Source organism: Acinetobacter sp. TAC-1 (assembly GCF_029025845.1).
GTDB lineage: Bacteria > Pseudomonadota > Gammaproteobacteria > Pseudomonadales > Moraxellaceae > Acinetobacter > Acinetobacter guillouiae.
On the sequence record NZ_CP118892.1, the window covers coordinates 1,605,904 to 1,619,976 of the forward strand.

Sequence of the window (14,073 nt, forward strand, 5' to 3'; positions counted from 1 at the left end):
ACTAGATGGAAATGAATATGAAATCAAATTTAGCACATGAACCGCCAGAGCCGCAAGGCGTGTTGGTTTCATTTCCAAAGAAAGAGCGACAAGCTATGTCAGAGAAATTCTCACAAGGCTATGTGCAATCAAGCCAGCTTTACAGAAAGGAGGTCTATCCATTTCTTAGTGATGCAGCACGTCATGTTTATTTTGAACTTGAAAACCGTATTAATGGATTTCAAAAAGATTCTGATTTCGTGAGCTACAGCCAGTTGCAAGGCAATGCTGAATTAGAAGGGGCTAGAGTTGTTGCTCGTGCTTCAATTTCTAAAGGCTTAAAAGAGCTAATTGAGCATGGTGTAATTACAGTTTTAGCAACAGGAAAAAAGGGTAATAAATACCAAATCAATGAAGTCTCATTACTTGGCAAGCAGTACACTAAAAAGACTAGTTCACCTACTGAACTAGTTCACGTAGTAGACCAATCTAGTCTAGCTAGTAGACCGCAACTAGTTCACGTAGTAGACACACAAAAGAAAGATTTAAAGAAATATATTAAAGAAACACACACAATAGAAAATTCGCCTGAAATTCTCGACGATTCTTGGAAACCAAATCTTACTTTCTTAAAAACAATTTTGGTTCAAACAAAATTCAGTCAACAAACAGATCAGATTTTATCACTCACTGATTTCGATTTTCACTTGGGTAATTTCAATGCGCATTGGGAAAACAAAATCAATTTGACTGAAAACCAACGTACAAGAAAATTTGCTGCATGGTTGATTCAAGAATTTGAAAAACATTTGAACAAGGCTGAGCGAGCAACAAAGCAGACAGCCAAGCCAAATCTAAACGTCAACGATGCTTGGGATAATATCCCTCAATTCACTGGTCAAGTAGAGCATGTTGAAATACCTGAGGACTTCATATGAAAAACAGATTTTATCTGCCCTCATCTCATGGGAATCTTGGTTCAAATATGGTGTTTCATCGTCATGAAGGTAGAGGGTATTCAAGCGACTTGGATCAAGCACATGTATACACACTTGAAGAAGCTCAACAGGAGTGGGACTACGGTGATGAAGCTCCAGTATCAGCTGATCATATTGATTCAATGGCTGTTTGGAAGGTGGATCATCAATATATTCCAAACGAAACTCAATCTTTCAATGATATTCACAACACTTACGTTGCATTCAAAAAAGGGATGTGGGATGGAAATGATGTTTATTGGTTAAATACTGATAAATGCAATATATCGACTGACTTTGATAGTGCATCAGTTTTTGGCTATCCAATAGCTAAAAAATTAGACTCAAGTTATGTGGTTATACCATTCAACCTTGCTGACAAGGCTAAGCGTCGTACCTTTGATTTTATAAAATTAAATAAGCGCACCATGATTCAAGGCGCTGGGTTGCGTATGCCTGAAATTGTAAAAAAACAACGTCGCAGAGTTAACAATCCTATGACTCGTTTTAATTGTCCATCATGCGGTCGTATCTCATGGCAAGACAATCCTTATGACTTTATGGGGTGTTGTAATGTTCGGTGTGATGAGTGGGGTATGCACATATGAATGCTATGACCTCAATGGAATTTCAAAAGGTAAGTGCTTACTGCGCTGAACACAATTTTCAAAAGGTACAAGCAGGACCAAATCAAATTTGCCCAATATGTGCCAAAGCTTATGTAGATCAAGTGAACCAAGATCATCACAAAGAAGTTCACAAGATGGTTCGTGATAATCATTTTGCAGGTGCAATGATTCCTGATCGTCATCGAGATTCAGGATTTAAAAATTACAACGTAAATCCAGCATTACCAGGGCAAGAAAACGCTTTATCTCAAAGTGTGGCTTTTGCCAAGTTAATGATTGCAGGTGATAAGCGCAATTTCATCATGTCGGGCAAAACCGGGACAGGAAAAACTCATCTGAGTTGTGCAACGGCTAGAACACTTCTGAACAAGGGTATTTACGTACGCTACATCACAAGTGAAGTGATGGCTCAGAAGATCATGAACGCATGGGATAGAGACACTAAAGATCAATCAGAGCAATCATTGATTTATGAGTTCACTCAGTACGATTTACTCATTCTTGATGAATATGGATTGCATGATCGTGAGAAGCGCAAAGAGCTTGTTCATAAGGTTTTGTACGCTCGTTATGACGCAATGAAATCAACAATGCTGATATCAAATTTCACTCTCAAACAACTCAAAGAAGACTTGGGTGATCGTCTGTGGTCAAGATTCCAACAGGGCGGTTTAACTCTAGTTGAGTGCAATTGGGGTGATCAACGGATGCAAGGGGAGCAGGTATGAATGCGGTTGAGTTAGTAATTAAATTTATACAGCGTCATGGATTTGAAGACACTAAAAAGATTATTGAAAGCATTGATCTTGAGATGACTCATATTACATGTGATGGTCGCATGTTTATGAATGAGAACACTCGGAATTTAGAGAGTCATGTTGTAAATCAACTATCTGAATTAGTGGTGATCCATGAGTTAAAACGCCTTGTCGAGAGCTGGGAGCTGGTTATTGTTTGGCGCATGCCTGAGAGTTGGCGTGATGCATATGATGGAGATGTTTTGGGGCTTGAAGGTGCAAGAATGTATTTAGAGATGTTTGGAAATCATGAACTTACAGGCGAAGAACTAGAACGATTTAAACAAGCCATCGCAGACGTAGAAAGCGTAGGGGGTGGGGTGTGAGAAAAATCACTGAATGCTTTGATCAAATGTTGAGTGTTTTGATTTTCATCACATTCAATTCTCGTGCAGTGAACAGATACGATATTACTGAAAAAGTTTTGGATAAAGAGATCAGAACAGCACAACGGTATTTAAGAGATTTAGAGGAGCTTGGATTTATCCAAAGCAAGCGTCGTAAGGGATATAACACAACGATCTTTTATGAACCAACAGACAAGGCAAAAGAATTATTTAAGGTGGCACTATGACAACTATAAACAACCTAACAATTGAGCAGATGCGAGAGATTGTGAATAGCATTCCTGTTTGGGCACGAGAGCAAAATGGAAAACAAATTGAATATAGCCCAACACATCACAATCTTCATCCACATGCACAAATTAAATGGGTTTGGAATGATGGGTCTATAACTGCAATCTGTCTTATTGAGCAAAACCGACCTGAATATTGGATTGATCTTAACGACCTCCGCACCGCCATTACAGAGCATGACCAAGAGTTTAAGGTGGGGGATAAATATGTGATGCTAAAAATCAGCCATAGTGAACTAATCACTGTAAATGAAGGTGATATAGAACAACCGTTGTGGAACACTCGTATTATCCGCCACGCCACACCTTTAGAAATCAAAGCAGGTCACCGCATTGATGACAACACAGACCACGTCACAGACATTCGCAATCACGTTAGTCCGAGTACGAGAGTGGTGGATTTATGAAATTTAAAAATATGAAGATTGAAGTTACTCAAAATCAATCGGCTATAGCTGTTGTAAAAGAATTGGAAAAACAAGGGTATGTGAAACATCAGTGGTCAGAGAGCATAAATACTGGTGTGGTTTTGGTTTTTGACAATGGGTTATTCACAAACAATTCATATCACTACCCAATTCGGAATTTGCCTCTTTTTTCTTTAAGTGATTTGGAGTCAGAACGTCATGGATAAGTTTAAAGAATGGTTTGTAAGCCAGTATTTCTACTCAAACATGCGGTTTGTGCATGGTGATGCGTTGTTTGATAAAGATGGGGATTTCTTTCGAATATTGGCTGTTCAGATCGCTTGGGAGGCATGGCAATCCCGACAATCCGAATTCGACTCAATGACCGAAGCCCTCTTAAACCAAACTCAGTTGCTTGCTAAGCAAAAGGTGGAGGTTGATGAGAAAGACAAGCGGATTGAAGAGCTTGAAAGTGCACTAACTCAGATTAAATTATGGGAATCACACCCAAAAAATTATGAAACTAACTTTGGTTCATGGGGTTTAAGAGATTTTTACAGGGATTTGGCAGAAAAAGCGCTGCGAGGTGAGCATGAAGCTTAATACTTTGCAACGTGAAGAATTAAAAAAAATGTTCGATGGTCACTGTGCTTATTGTGGTTGCATGCTTGGTGAAAAATGGCATGCAGAACACTTGGAAGCTGTTAAACGAGACTTAAAAACAGGGAAGCCAAAAAGGCCAGAAAACGATGTTATTGAAAATTTAATGCCAGCTTGTACAGCGTGTAATTATAACAAGCGATCCATGCCATTAGAAGCATGGCGTGATTTGCTTGCTCATTATCGAGATGTTCAGATCATCCGCGATTGCCCTCAAGTTCGGCATTTAATGCGCTTTGGCTTGATTGAGTTTGTGCAAAAGCCTGTTGTATTTCATTTTGAGAAAGTGAGAGGCAACAATGCAAATTCCTAAAGGGTGGCAAACGCAGAGCAAACCAGTGGCTAGATCAGTTCTCAAGCCAAGACAAAAACATGAACCATCATTAGGTGAACGGCTCTTATGCCGTCACCTAGACGCTTTGAAAATTGAATATGTGCAAGAGTTTAAGTTTCATCCTGAGCGGAAGTGGAAGGCTGATTTTCGCATTGAGGGCTATCCAATTTTGGTTGAGGTAGAAGGAGGTGTGTTCTCAGGTGGTCGGCACACAAGAGGCAAAGGTTATTCAGCAGATTGTGAGAAATACAGTGCAGCAGCAATCCTTGGTTGGGTAGTGATTCGAGGTACTACAGAACAGGTAAAGAAAGGGATTGTCGTTGGTTGGATTGAAGAAGCGATTAAGAAGTTAAAAGTTTAAGGGGCAATTATGAACGCAGCGGTGAGAATTATGGATTGGTCTAAATACACAATTGATGGATGGCTTGAGCAATTTGGCGCTTGGTGTGAAACCGCTCGTTTGAAAGGTGGTGAATTGCCTGATGGTCTACATGTTAATCAGATTTATTGGTTGATTCGTGAAGCAGATAAAACGCCACGTAACTCGAAGTGTTATATCCGTTGTGAAATTAGTGACTTTGAGGCAGAGCAGGTACAGGCATTGCTGAGAAGTATTTTTAAAAGTGATTCAGTAGATTATCAGGCAAAGTATGCAGTGATGTGTTTGGTTAAGCATAAAGTGGAGAATCGTAGTCTTAGTGCAGTGGCTGAGATTACTAATCAGTCTAAAGGTCAGGTGAATATTGTAGTTGGTTGTGCTAGATATTTTTTACATGCTCACGATAAAAGATTAAAAATATCATGAGCTTAGTGTGTTTTATGGTATAATTATTGAGCGAACTTGAGAGGTGCTACCAACACCTTTCAAGCTCTAATCACATTGAAATTGAGGCTCCAAAATGACTGTGCGCAATAATACTTGTGCTGCAGATGCTATGCAACGTCAGCATGAAAACTTTATGAAATTATGTGAATTATCCTATGAGGGATTTGGATATGATTTTTCATTAACAAATTTCAAGTCAGGAATAAGGTCTGTCGTTGAGGTTGTTTGTCCCAAACATGGAGTATTTAGAACACGAGCTAAAAAACTGCTTGCGGGAAGAGGTTGTACTGCTTGTAATGATCAAAGCTTAATGGATCATGATGGAATGGTTTATGTAATTCGTTGCCAAGGAAATAACGAAATTTTCTATAAGGTTGGAATTACAACAAAAACACTAGAAGTTAGGTTTGGTGAAAGAAATTTAATGCCTTATGAATATGAGGTTTTAAGCTTATTTACTGGTGACCGCAAAAAACTTTACAAGTTTGAAGCAATTTTAAAAAGAAAGCTGAAGCAATTCTCTTATAAACCAAAGATTGATTTTGCAGGGAGTTCAACTGAGTGCTTTAGCTCAATTGAGCCAATAAGAGATAAAATTGAAGTATCTTCAATAATTAGTGTTGACTTGTTTAAACGCCACATATAGTATTCGTGTTATAGTGGACGAAGTTATGGTAATCCACACAGTTTAAATTTCATATACCCATCTATTCCAATACGTGGGTATTTTTTTGATCTTGTAGCTTATCCAGTTAAAGCAGGTAAACAATTACTTGGTGGAAACATAGAAACAAATTCCGAGTGGAAACCTTTAGTTTGGTGCAAGTCCAAGCCAAGATCCTCATTAAGCTCACTTTAGGTGGGCTTTTTTGTTGTCTGAGATTTAAGAAGCATGGGTAACACAGATGAACAAGAAGAAAGAATTAAAAATGTTTAAAAAGGCTTGTCCATCAGAGGTATTTGACCGAATCAAATACAATAAAGATGTTGATCGATTCTTTCCAAAGAAGAAGTATCATGATTCGCAACTCGAAACCAATGTTTCACATGAGATAACTTTTGCATGGGAAATGTGGAAGATTAGAGCTATTGCATGAAAACATTCATATGTATTCTCATTGGTGCTGTATTAGGTTTTATGCTTGCAATTATCAGTAAAAATTTCTATTTCATTATGCAGATGGTTATTTGTATTTTGTGCCTTAGATATCTATTTGGAAAGTTATAAGGAGAACAACATGCTCCGAATCAAACAAATCTTCTGCCGTAACGTTTGGGAATATTCAGATTTCTTTACGGTGAGAGAGTGTCGGAAGTGTGGGAAGGTGGTTGATGTGGTATAGTTTTCTAAAACAATTTGAGTGATTAAAATGATTTTAGATGACATCATGCAAGCAATAGCTTCCAAAGAAGAAAAACCAAATGTTATAAATATATCTAAAGATGGATATGAAGAGTTGTTGAGAGATGAGAGATCTCTTAATCAGCCGTATTTTGGTTCAGGTGAGCGACCACAATTATCAATTTTTGGTGTTATTGTTAAAGTAAATGAGAATCAAGATAAGCTTTATGAATTAAGCTATTAAATTCAATTAAATCAAGCCCCTCCCAAGGGGTTTTTTAATGCCTAGAGGAAAGTGAAGATGTCAGAAAAAACATTACAACCACATGAACAGCGTGTAGTTGAAGAAAAAGAGCAATTGAAAGAACGTCTAGATAAGTTGATGGACTTTCTTCAAAAAGGTCAGCCTAAATTCATTGATGATAAAAATTGGACATTGCTTCAAGAGCAGTGTGACGCAATGAATTGGTATTACACAATTCTAATCAGTCGTATCGAATTGTTTTAATCTTCCGCTACATTTCCTTTGCCCAGAAAGGGGTTTTATTTTGTCTTGGAGAAAGTCATGCGTTTAGGTTGGATTAACTTAGGAATAGTGATTTCTTCAATGCTTGGTGTTTCTACAGCGGTTAGTAGAGGTGCACTTAGAAAGGAAGAGTTCAATCACATTGCAAGTAAAATGCAAAAGAAAGAAGAAAAGACCAGTCACAATAAAATTTCTCAAGCCAAAAGACGTAAGTATAAACGTCAAGGTCGGTTGTGATGAATCGAGTCGAAGCACTAAGAAATCTCAAGCGATATGAATCAGAGATCAATAAATATCAAAGCTTATCTCGTGGACTTATGACTCGTGATGAAATGATTGTCATTGATCGAAAGATTAGTCAGTTAAAAGAAAGAACAAAAGCAATTAGAAGTATGTTGAGTGGCTGATGTTTATTACCAATAGAAAGTGTCTTTAAATATGTTTTAAATTTAAAATATTTATTACTATATATATTAATGGCTTAAGTTGAATTTTTGCATGAAATTTAAAGTCAAACTTTCTCCTCATTTTTTTTACCAATAGAATAATTTATTAAAACAAACTATTAAGGAGGTGAGAATTTTATGCTTATGATTTCCGCTTCTGAGGCCAATAGAATTTCAAATTCGTTGCACAAAAGTTTTTTATTTCAACTCAAATTTAATTTAGTTAGTAGCATTATGGAAAGCATAGGTCGTGGTGATAAATTTGCAAATGAATATCTTCCAAGTGAAATAAGTCGCTCTGAAATAGAAAATTTAACAAATGAATTCAAAGAAAAAGGGTTTAAAGTTAAAACCATACAGGTTGGAGTTGAATTAATTTTCTCAGTTTCGTGGTGATGTGTTTTTAATAATTAATTTATATTGCCTCCTTTGGGAGGTTTTTTATTGGGTGAAGAAAGTAATGCAGAAAAAATAAAAGCCCTCACGGGCTTTCTAAAAAAGATGCAACTGTTACCGCCTCATCTTTTAATCCTAATAAATTAGGGTTGGCGTCCTTCGTTCTTTAGGCTTCCCAAGGAGTTACCTTTGCGGAAGCAGACCAGTTTGAAACTGACCCAACGGCACGGACCCTGTGAAGTATAAATACAACCATCGGGAAGTCCTCGCCCACGCATTAATAATTATATATTAGGAGATTCCTTTATGGAAGATATAGAGCTTCCGAAAGGGAGTGAGCCACTAGCAAATCAGCAACATGAAAATTTAGCTCAAGCCTATGTTGAGACTGCAAATAAGAAAAAAGCAGGGGAAAAGGCAGGCTACACAGATAAATCAAACGCATTTCGAGCAATATTAAGACCTGATGTTCAAGAGCGTATTAAGTTTCTACAAGAAGAACGGGCGGAAGAGTTGGGCATTGATGCTTATTATGTTTTAAAAAGCCTCAAGTCTGTTGCTGATCGTTGCATGCAATCGGAAGAAGTTTTGGATCGTGATGGTTTCCCAGTTTTGGTAGAAGGTCCAGATGGCAGCGTGGCTCCACAATACAAGTTTGACCAGAGTGGTGCTAACAAGTCACTCGAGTTAATGATGAAGCATTTGGGCATGTTGAGCGACAAAGTGAAGCATGAGCATACTGGCGCTGATGGTAAGGATTTAGAAATCAAAGTAATTCGTGAGTTTATAGATTAGCAGGGGTATAACGTGGAGCTAAAAATTAAAACTCCACGTTGGGCTAAACCTTGGTTCAAAGTAGCTCGTTACAAAGGTGTGCATGGTGGACGTGGTTCGGGAAAGTCTCATTTTGTTGCTGAGCAATTAGTTGAAGAATGTGTAATTGATAAAAATTTACGTGCAGTTTGCATTCGTGAAATTCAAAAATCGATCAAATACTCCAGCAAACAATTAATCGAAGACAAAATTAAAGCACTTGGCGTTGAGCATTTATTTGATTGCCAAAGGGATTTGATTAAAAGAATCGGCGGTGATGGTGTAATTCTATTTCAGGGTATGCAAGATCACACCGCAGACTCAATCAAGTCTTTAGAGGGGTTTAAAGTAGCATGGATTGAAGAGGCTAATCGCTTATCAGCAAAGTCCTTGCGATTATTGCGACCAACAATGCGTGCTGAAGGGGCTCAAATCTGGGCTTCTTGGAATCCCGAATCAAAAGATGATCCTGTAGATGATTTTCTAAGGGGTGAATTTGCGCCTGAAAGCGCTGTTGTTATTGAAGTTAACATTACAGATAACCCATTTGCTCCACAAACATTACTTGATGAATATAACGAGGATCGCAAAAGAGCGATTCGTATGCAGAAGTCGGGTGATGAAAATGCTTGGGCTATGTTTGAGCATATTTGGCATGGTTCATATCTTGAGTTTAGCCAGGCAATTGTATTCTCTGGAAGTTATGTGGTTGATGAATTTGAACCAGACCCAAGCTGGACTGAAATCTATTACGGATCGGATTGGGGATTTGCACAGGATCCAACTACCTTAAATAGATTCTTTATCAACAACAGAAAATTATACATTCGGAATGAAGCGCATCAAATTGGATGTGAGATTGATCACTTGCCAAAACTTTTTGATGAGGTTCCCAATTCAAGAAAACACAAAATCCGAGCAGATTGTTCTAGACCAGAAACGATCAGTTATATGAAGCGCCAAGGCTTCAAGATTGAAGCTGCTTCAAAATGGGCTGGTTCGATTGAAGATGGTGTGACATTCATTAAAGGATTTGATCAAATCATTATTCATCCTGACTGCCCTGAAACAGCTAAAGAGTTCAAATTGTATTCATACAAGATGAACAAAGCAGGGGATATTCTTCCTGAAATCTTAGATATGAACAACCATCATATTGATGGAATTCGTTATGGCTTAGAACCTCTAATTAAGGGGAGAAGACGAGCAAAACCAAAGGGCGCAGGCTCAAGAACATATTGAGGAAATTATGGCAAAGTCAAGCAAAGACAAGGTAAAGAATAAGGCTTTGTCTGGTGGTTCTCTAAATACCCACGAGGCTGTAACTCAATTCTTTAATAATATCGGGCGTCTACCTGATATTGATAAAACACTTCGTAAGGCTGGCATTCAACGTCACAACCTTGATGTATTGCTAGATGATGATGAGATTGGGCAGGCGACTGAGACAAGATTAGATGCCTTGCTTGCTACTCCATTTCGCATTGAACCAAGTGATACACCTGAAACTGTATATCTCATGCAAGAGATGCAAGAGTGGTTTAGCGAGATTGCTACAAGCTCATTGAATGCCTTGTTTTATGGATACTCTGTTCAAGAAGCCAATTGGGATTATAAAGATGGCTACATTGGTCTTACTTGGATTGGTGAAAAGCCTATGGAGTGGTTTGAGCCAAAGAATGATGGACGATTAATCTATCGACCTGATTCAACAGGTGTAGAGCGAGAAATAGACCAAACTATTAAATTCTTTTTAACCCGAAGAAAGGCAACGTACAAACAACCTTATGGTAAAGCGTTATTATCTTCTTTGTACTGGTTGTTCTTTTTCAAACAAAATGGGTTTAAGTTTTGGGCCAAGTTCCTTGAGCGTTTTGGTACACCAATATTGCTTGGTAAGGTTGCTAGCAGTGGCTCTGATGATGATGGTGGTATTGATGCAATGAATGATGCATTGCTATCAGCGCACGCACAATCAGTAATTTCCATTGATGCTAGTGATGATGTCCAAATTCTAAGTAATACTCAAGGCAATGCTGGTGCAGCTTTTGATACTTTTCACACTGTAATTTTGAGACAAATTCAAAAGTTAATTCTGGGTCAAACGCTTACTAGTGGTACAGATGGGAATGGATCTAGAGCTTTAGGTTTAGTTCATGAGAATGTTAGAAAAGATAAACTAAAATCCGATATTCGACTTGTAACACCAACACTTCAAATGATTATTAATGCAATGTGCACCCTGAATGAATGGTCACACCATAAAATCATTATTGGTGATGATAAGGCGCTCAATGAAGCACAGGCAAAACGAGATGTTGATCTTAAAAACGCTGGTGCTGAATTTACAAATCAATATTGGACTCGTGAATATGGCTTGCAAGATGGTGATTTGAAAGAGTCACAGCAGCTACCAAGCCAATTCACAGCTATTCCGAAAACAGCCTTTAGTTTCGCAGCTACAGTCAATAAGACTAATCAAGGCCAGCAAGAAATTGATAGTTTGATTAAAGCTCAAAGCTCTACGCTATTGAGTGATTCAGATATCGAAAAGATTGTTGAAAATTCAAACTCCCAAAATGAGTTGATGCAAAATCTCTACTCAGCAAGTAAAGGCGCAACTTTAGAAGAGTTTGAAATCAATCTTGCAAAGGCTTTGTTTAAAGCTGATGTAATTGGGTATGTGCAGGCAATCAAAAAGGGGTAGCTGTGGTGGATTATAGTTCTTCTCTAGAGTATGCCAGAAATCGCAAAGTAGTATTGCCTGATGAGTTTTACACCATGGATCTTCACGCAAGATCCAATGCTGCCACAATTAGTCGATTGGCTTCACTTGAGCAGATTAAAACAGTGCTTAACTTAGCAACCAAATCCATTGAAAGTGGCGGTACATTCAATGATTTTAAAAAGCAAGTTGAAGAGCAGGGTATTGAGCTTTCTGATCATCATTTAGCAAATGTTTACAGAACCAATATTCAGAATGCTTATGCCTATGGTCGGTGGTTGGAGCAGCAAGGAAATAAGGAATCTCGTCCATATTTGCGTTATTCAGCCATCATTGATAGTCGTACTCGACCAACTCATTTAGCATTGAACGACATAATTCGTCATATTGATGATGAATTTTGGAATAAACACTATCCGCCGAATGGTTTTCAGTGTCGTTGCACAGTTGAATCATTGACTGAAAAAATGGCTGATCGAATTGGAATTACACCAGATGATCAATTGGTTGATTTGCCTCAAAACAAATATGATTGGGATTATCATCCGTTTAAGCAAAATACTTATTTAAATGAGGTGATTGATCAGAAATTAGATGATCCATTTATCAATCATACTGAAGCGCAAGAGCTCTTAAAGATTAGAGAGGATGCGGTCATTGAGCAGTCTGCTAATAAATCTGTAATTGATGCCTTAAAGCCACTTGATGCTTCAAATAAAAAGATTTTGGATGAAGCTATTTCTAAGCTTGATGTAAACCCGAGTGATGCACGTATTACATTTGAGTTTGCGCAGAATGATGAGTCATTGTCTGAACTAGCAAAAGAAGTTTTAATTCGAAAGACACATGACAAGAAATCGAACTCCATTTGGAACAAGATTTCTAAGGCCTTTGATTCTATTTTAAGTAAGGCTAAAAGCTTAAAGAATAAGCTTACAGGTAACTCTATCAAAGGTTTTGATTCGTTCAATTTGCAGAAGGGTAATGTGATCGGTATTCAAACACCTACCTTATTCAAAACTGCAGAGAGTGCAGGCAAAACGATCACTATCTTAGATATGAAAGGCCATGCGATTGATCTATCTAAAATTCAAGGTTTAGATGGTGCACTATTGGCACCTGATTTAAATTTACAAGTCGTTGATGTGACCAGTGAATCAATCATACTTAAGCGCACTGAAGAGAAAGCGACTCGGTTATTTATAGCCCGAAATACAATATACAGTGTTTAAATTATTGAAAATTCAAGACCACCTTAATAGGTGGTTTTTTATTGGAGCATGAAAAATGCAACAGGAAGAAAACGAAAGCACCAAGTTTCAATTTACGGCCTTAAATACAGCCATATCTATAAATGGTGAAGATGAAAAAAGCCGACGCAAGTTTGATGCTGAAGTGTATAGCGGTGGTCGGATAGATAACCACTATTACTGGGGGCGCAGCGGTGTTGTTATTGATCTTCAGAACATTCAACTAAAGCCAAAAATTGGTTTGGTTGAAGAACATTTTGGTGGTCTACGCATTGGTGTTGCGACCTCATTTGATATTTCTAATAAGTTTCAGGCTCAAGGTTATTTTCTAAAAAATAAGAAAGCCCAAGAAATTGTTGCAGATATTGATGATGAATACCCATTCCAAATGTCTTGGTGGGCTGACCCTGAAAGCATTGAAGAAATTTCAGCAGGTAAGACTGTATTCGTGAATGGGCAAGAGTTTACTGGTCCATTGCATGTTTTCAGAAATGTTCGCGTGCACGAAATCACTATCTGTGGAATTGGCGCAGATACTCAAACATCAATCCAAGCCTTTTCAGCTAAATCAAATTTAATTCAACAAGAGGACACAAATGTGGACTTAGAACAAGCCAAAGATCGCATTGCTGAGCAAGATATTGAAATCGCAGCTCTCAAGCAACAAGTAACTCAGTTTGCAGCAGATAAGCGTAATGACGCGATTGCAGCACTTGCCAAAGATGTTGGTAAAGAATTTACAGATGACGAAGTAAAGGAAATGAAGGAGCTTGATGAAAAAGCTTTTGCATTCTCTGCAACTCAGCTGCGTAAATTCTCAACAAAAACTGAACCACAAAAACAACCACTTCCAACTTGGATGAAAGAACATCAAGCGGATGGTGGTAATCAAAATCAATTCAATGCAGGTCAGCCTAAAACATTAGCTGATATGGCAGCATCTCGAAAATAAGGTGAATACAAAATGGTTAAAACAGTAGAAAAAGCTGGTGCGACATCTGACTGGTTGGCTTGGGAACTTGAGGGGAATCATCTTCCAAGTCGTGAAAATGTAAGCGTAGCAGCTAGCCAAGACATTAAAGATGGTCAGCCAGTATCTTTCAATGCTTCGGGCGATGCGATTGCCTTTACGGGTGAGGGTGCAGTGGTTGGTATTTGCATTGGTGGGGTTAAGACTGCTGCAGAAAAGGGCAAAGGCGTAATCCTTGCACATCTATCTCGAATTGTGCCTGAAAAACTCACAAATGTTGAAGCGGATGATTTAGCAACAGTTGTTGCAGGTCTTAAGACACTTGGTATTACAGCTGTTCGTTCAGCATAAGGTGAAAA

At 38.1% G+C, this 14,073-nt stretch carries 24 protein-coding genes; all 24 read left to right on the forward strand.

What is annotated here, in order from left to right; genetic code table 11:
* Positions 1–17: 17 nt before the first annotated feature.
* The 24 genes from PYV58_RS07410 (at position 18) to PYV58_RS07525 (ending at position 14,065) form a co-directional block, all read left to right on the forward strand.
* A complete protein-coding gene (locus tag PYV58_RS07410) occupies positions 18–917 on the forward strand; it encodes a hypothetical protein (protein WP_275059747.1) in 900 nt (299 codons plus the stop codon).
* A complete protein-coding gene (locus PYV58_RS07415; RefSeq protein WP_275059748.1) occupies positions 914–1,564 on the forward strand; it encodes a hypothetical protein in 651 nt (216 codons plus the stop codon). Before PYV58_RS07410 ends, PYV58_RS07415 begins: the two co-directional genes overlap by 4 nt.
* Positions 1,561–2,313, forward strand: a complete 753-nt coding sequence (locus PYV58_RS07420) for an ATP-binding protein (protein ID WP_275059749.1) — start codon at positions 1,561–1,563, stop codon at positions 2,311–2,313. Before PYV58_RS07415 ends, PYV58_RS07420 begins: the two co-directional genes overlap by 4 nt.
* On the forward strand, positions 2,310–2,708 hold the full coding sequence (locus PYV58_RS07425; protein WP_275059750.1) for a hypothetical protein: 399 nt from the start codon (positions 2,310–2,312) through the stop codon (positions 2,706–2,708). Before PYV58_RS07420 ends, PYV58_RS07425 begins: the two co-directional genes overlap by 4 nt.
* Complete coding sequence (locus PYV58_RS07430) at positions 2,705–2,956, forward strand: winged helix-turn-helix domain-containing protein (protein ID WP_275059751.1); 252 nt, start codon at positions 2,705–2,707, stop codon at positions 2,954–2,956. The genes PYV58_RS07425 and PYV58_RS07430 overlap by 4 nt, the downstream gene beginning before the upstream one ends.
* Positions 2,953–3,426: a hypothetical protein gene (locus tag PYV58_RS07435; RefSeq protein ID WP_275059752.1), complete on the forward strand. Its 474-nt coding sequence runs from the start codon at positions 2,953–2,955 to the stop codon at positions 3,424–3,426. Before PYV58_RS07430 ends, PYV58_RS07435 begins: the two co-directional genes overlap by 4 nt.
* Positions 3,423–3,653, forward strand: coding sequence for a hypothetical protein (locus PYV58_RS07440; protein ID WP_275059753.1), 231 nt, complete (start codon positions 3,423–3,425; stop codon positions 3,651–3,653). The genes PYV58_RS07435 and PYV58_RS07440 overlap by 4 nt, the downstream gene beginning before the upstream one ends.
* On the forward strand, positions 3,646–4,029 hold the full coding sequence (locus tag PYV58_RS07445) for a hypothetical protein (protein ID WP_275059754.1): 384 nt from the start codon (positions 3,646–3,648) through the stop codon (positions 4,027–4,029). The genes PYV58_RS07440 and PYV58_RS07445 overlap by 8 nt, the downstream gene beginning before the upstream one ends.
* On the forward strand, positions 4,019–4,399 hold the full coding sequence (locus PYV58_RS07450) for an HNH endonuclease signature motif containing protein (protein WP_275059755.1): 381 nt from the start codon (positions 4,019–4,021) through the stop codon (positions 4,397–4,399). The genes PYV58_RS07445 and PYV58_RS07450 overlap by 11 nt, the downstream gene beginning before the upstream one ends.
* Complete coding sequence (locus tag PYV58_RS07455; RefSeq protein WP_010117779.1) at positions 4,386–4,781, forward strand: hypothetical protein; 396 nt, start codon at positions 4,386–4,388, stop codon at positions 4,779–4,781. Before PYV58_RS07450 ends, PYV58_RS07455 begins: the two co-directional genes overlap by 14 nt.
* Positions 4,782–4,790: 9 nt before the next feature.
* Positions 4,791–5,225, forward strand: a complete 435-nt coding sequence (locus tag PYV58_RS07460; RefSeq protein ID WP_275059756.1) for a hypothetical protein — start codon at positions 4,791–4,793, stop codon at positions 5,223–5,225.
* Positions 5,226–5,319: 94 nt separating this feature from the next.
* On the forward strand, positions 5,320–5,892 hold the full coding sequence (locus PYV58_RS07465) for a GIY-YIG nuclease family protein (protein ID WP_275059757.1): 573 nt from the start codon (positions 5,320–5,322) through the stop codon (positions 5,890–5,892).
* 259 nt (positions 5,893–6,151) lie between these two features.
* On the forward strand, positions 6,152–6,343 hold the full coding sequence (locus PYV58_RS07470; RefSeq protein WP_275059758.1) for a hypothetical protein: 192 nt from the start codon (positions 6,152–6,154) through the stop codon (positions 6,341–6,343).
* Positions 6,344–6,616: 273 nt separating this feature from the next.
* Positions 6,617–6,832, forward strand: coding sequence for a hypothetical protein (locus PYV58_RS07475; RefSeq protein WP_275059759.1), 216 nt, complete (start codon positions 6,617–6,619; stop codon positions 6,830–6,832).
* A gap of 57 nt (positions 6,833–6,889) precedes the next feature.
* Positions 6,890–7,096, forward strand: coding sequence for a hypothetical protein (locus tag PYV58_RS07480; protein WP_275059760.1), 207 nt, complete (start codon positions 6,890–6,892; stop codon positions 7,094–7,096).
* Between the two features lie 57 nt (positions 7,097–7,153).
* On the forward strand, positions 7,154–7,351 hold the full coding sequence (locus PYV58_RS07485; RefSeq protein ID WP_275059761.1) for a hypothetical protein: 198 nt from the start codon (positions 7,154–7,156) through the stop codon (positions 7,349–7,351).
* Positions 7,351–7,521, forward strand: coding sequence for a hypothetical protein (locus tag PYV58_RS07490; RefSeq protein WP_275059762.1), 171 nt, complete (start codon positions 7,351–7,353; stop codon positions 7,519–7,521). Before PYV58_RS07485 ends, PYV58_RS07490 begins: the two co-directional genes overlap by 1 nt.
* Before the next feature lie 177 nt (positions 7,522–7,698).
* Positions 7,699–7,956, forward strand: coding sequence for a hypothetical protein (locus tag PYV58_RS07495; protein ID WP_275059763.1), 258 nt, complete (start codon positions 7,699–7,701; stop codon positions 7,954–7,956).
* Between the two features lie 306 nt (positions 7,957–8,262).
* Positions 8,263–8,751, forward strand: a complete 489-nt coding sequence (locus PYV58_RS07500; RefSeq protein ID WP_275059764.1) for a terminase small subunit — start codon at positions 8,263–8,265, stop codon at positions 8,749–8,751.
* Between the two features lie 12 nt (positions 8,752–8,763).
* Positions 8,764–10,011 (forward strand): PBSX family phage terminase large subunit, encoded by a 1,248-nt coding sequence (locus PYV58_RS07505; RefSeq protein WP_275059765.1) that lies wholly within the window; start codon positions 8,764–8,766, stop codon positions 10,009–10,011.
* Positions 10,012–10,018: 7 nt separating this feature from the next.
* On the forward strand, positions 10,019–11,476 hold the full coding sequence (locus tag PYV58_RS07510; protein WP_275059766.1) for a DUF935 family protein: 1,458 nt from the start codon (positions 10,019–10,021) through the stop codon (positions 11,474–11,476).
* Positions 11,477–11,481: 5 nt separating this feature from the next.
* The gene (locus PYV58_RS07515) at positions 11,482–12,726 is read left to right on the forward strand and encodes a phage minor head protein (RefSeq protein ID WP_275059767.1); all 1,245 of its coding nucleotides are present in this window, start codon (positions 11,482–11,484) and stop codon (positions 12,724–12,726) included.
* A 55-nt stretch (positions 12,727–12,781) separates the two neighbouring features.
* Positions 12,782–13,696 (forward strand): hypothetical protein, encoded by a 915-nt coding sequence (locus PYV58_RS07520; protein ID WP_275059768.1) that lies wholly within the window; start codon positions 12,782–12,784, stop codon positions 13,694–13,696.
* 12 nt (positions 13,697–13,708) lie between these two features.
* A complete protein-coding gene (locus tag PYV58_RS07525) occupies positions 13,709–14,065 on the forward strand; it encodes a hypothetical protein (protein ID WP_275059769.1) in 357 nt (118 codons plus the stop codon).
* The last annotated feature ends 8 nt before the right edge of the window (positions 14,066–14,073 follow it).

Excerpts from the sequence above, each read along its gene's own strand:
- PYV58_RS07410 (WP_275059747.1), top strand. The coding sequence starts at position 18 with ATGAAATCAAATTTAGCACATGAACCGCCAGAGCCGCAAGGCGTGTTG.
- PYV58_RS07415 (WP_275059748.1), top strand. The coding sequence starts at position 914 with ATGAAAAACAGATTTTATCTGCCCTCATCTCATGGGAATCTTGGTTCA.
- PYV58_RS07420 (WP_275059749.1), top strand. The coding sequence starts at position 1,561 with ATGAATGCTATGACCTCAATGGAATTTCAAAAGGTAAGTGCTTACTGC.
- PYV58_RS07425 (WP_275059750.1), top strand. The coding sequence starts at position 2,310 with ATGAATGCGGTTGAGTTAGTAATTAAATTTATACAGCGTCATGGATTT.
- PYV58_RS07435 (WP_275059752.1), top strand. The coding sequence starts at position 2,953 with ATGACAACTATAAACAACCTAACAATTGAGCAGATGCGAGAGATTGTG.
- PYV58_RS07440 (WP_275059753.1), top strand. The coding sequence starts at position 3,423 with ATGAAATTTAAAAATATGAAGATTGAAGTTACTCAAAATCAATCGGCT.
- PYV58_RS07445 (WP_275059754.1), top strand. The coding sequence starts at position 3,646 with ATGGATAAGTTTAAAGAATGGTTTGTAAGCCAGTATTTCTACTCAAAC.
- PYV58_RS07450 (WP_275059755.1), top strand. The coding sequence starts at position 4,019 with ATGAAGCTTAATACTTTGCAACGTGAAGAATTAAAAAAAATGTTCGAT.
- PYV58_RS07455 (WP_010117779.1), top strand. The coding sequence starts at position 4,386 with ATGCAAATTCCTAAAGGGTGGCAAACGCAGAGCAAACCAGTGGCTAGA.
- PYV58_RS07460 (WP_275059756.1), top strand. The coding sequence starts at position 4,791 with ATGAACGCAGCGGTGAGAATTATGGATTGGTCTAAATACACAATTGAT.
- PYV58_RS07465 (WP_275059757.1), top strand. The coding sequence starts at position 5,320 with ATGACTGTGCGCAATAATACTTGTGCTGCAGATGCTATGCAACGTCAG.
- PYV58_RS07470 (WP_275059758.1), top strand. The coding sequence starts at position 6,152 with ATGAACAAGAAGAAAGAATTAAAAATGTTTAAAAAGGCTTGTCCATCA.
- PYV58_RS07475 (WP_275059759.1), top strand. The coding sequence starts at position 6,617 with ATGATTTTAGATGACATCATGCAAGCAATAGCTTCCAAAGAAGAAAAA.
- PYV58_RS07480 (WP_275059760.1), top strand. The coding sequence starts at position 6,890 with ATGTCAGAAAAAACATTACAACCACATGAACAGCGTGTAGTTGAAGAA.
- PYV58_RS07485 (WP_275059761.1), top strand. The coding sequence starts at position 7,154 with ATGCGTTTAGGTTGGATTAACTTAGGAATAGTGATTTCTTCAATGCTT.
- PYV58_RS07490 (WP_275059762.1), top strand. The coding sequence starts at position 7,351 with ATGAATCGAGTCGAAGCACTAAGAAATCTCAAGCGATATGAATCAGAG.
- PYV58_RS07495 (WP_275059763.1), top strand. The coding sequence starts at position 7,699 with ATGCTTATGATTTCCGCTTCTGAGGCCAATAGAATTTCAAATTCGTTG.
- PYV58_RS07500 (WP_275059764.1), top strand. The coding sequence starts at position 8,263 with ATGGAAGATATAGAGCTTCCGAAAGGGAGTGAGCCACTAGCAAATCAG.
- PYV58_RS07510 (WP_275059766.1), top strand. The coding sequence starts at position 10,019 with ATGGCAAAGTCAAGCAAAGACAAGGTAAAGAATAAGGCTTTGTCTGGT.
- PYV58_RS07520 (WP_275059768.1), top strand. The coding sequence starts at position 12,782 with ATGCAACAGGAAGAAAACGAAAGCACCAAGTTTCAATTTACGGCCTTA.
- PYV58_RS07525 (WP_275059769.1), top strand. The coding sequence starts at position 13,709 with ATGGTTAAAACAGTAGAAAAAGCTGGTGCGACATCTGACTGGTTGGCT.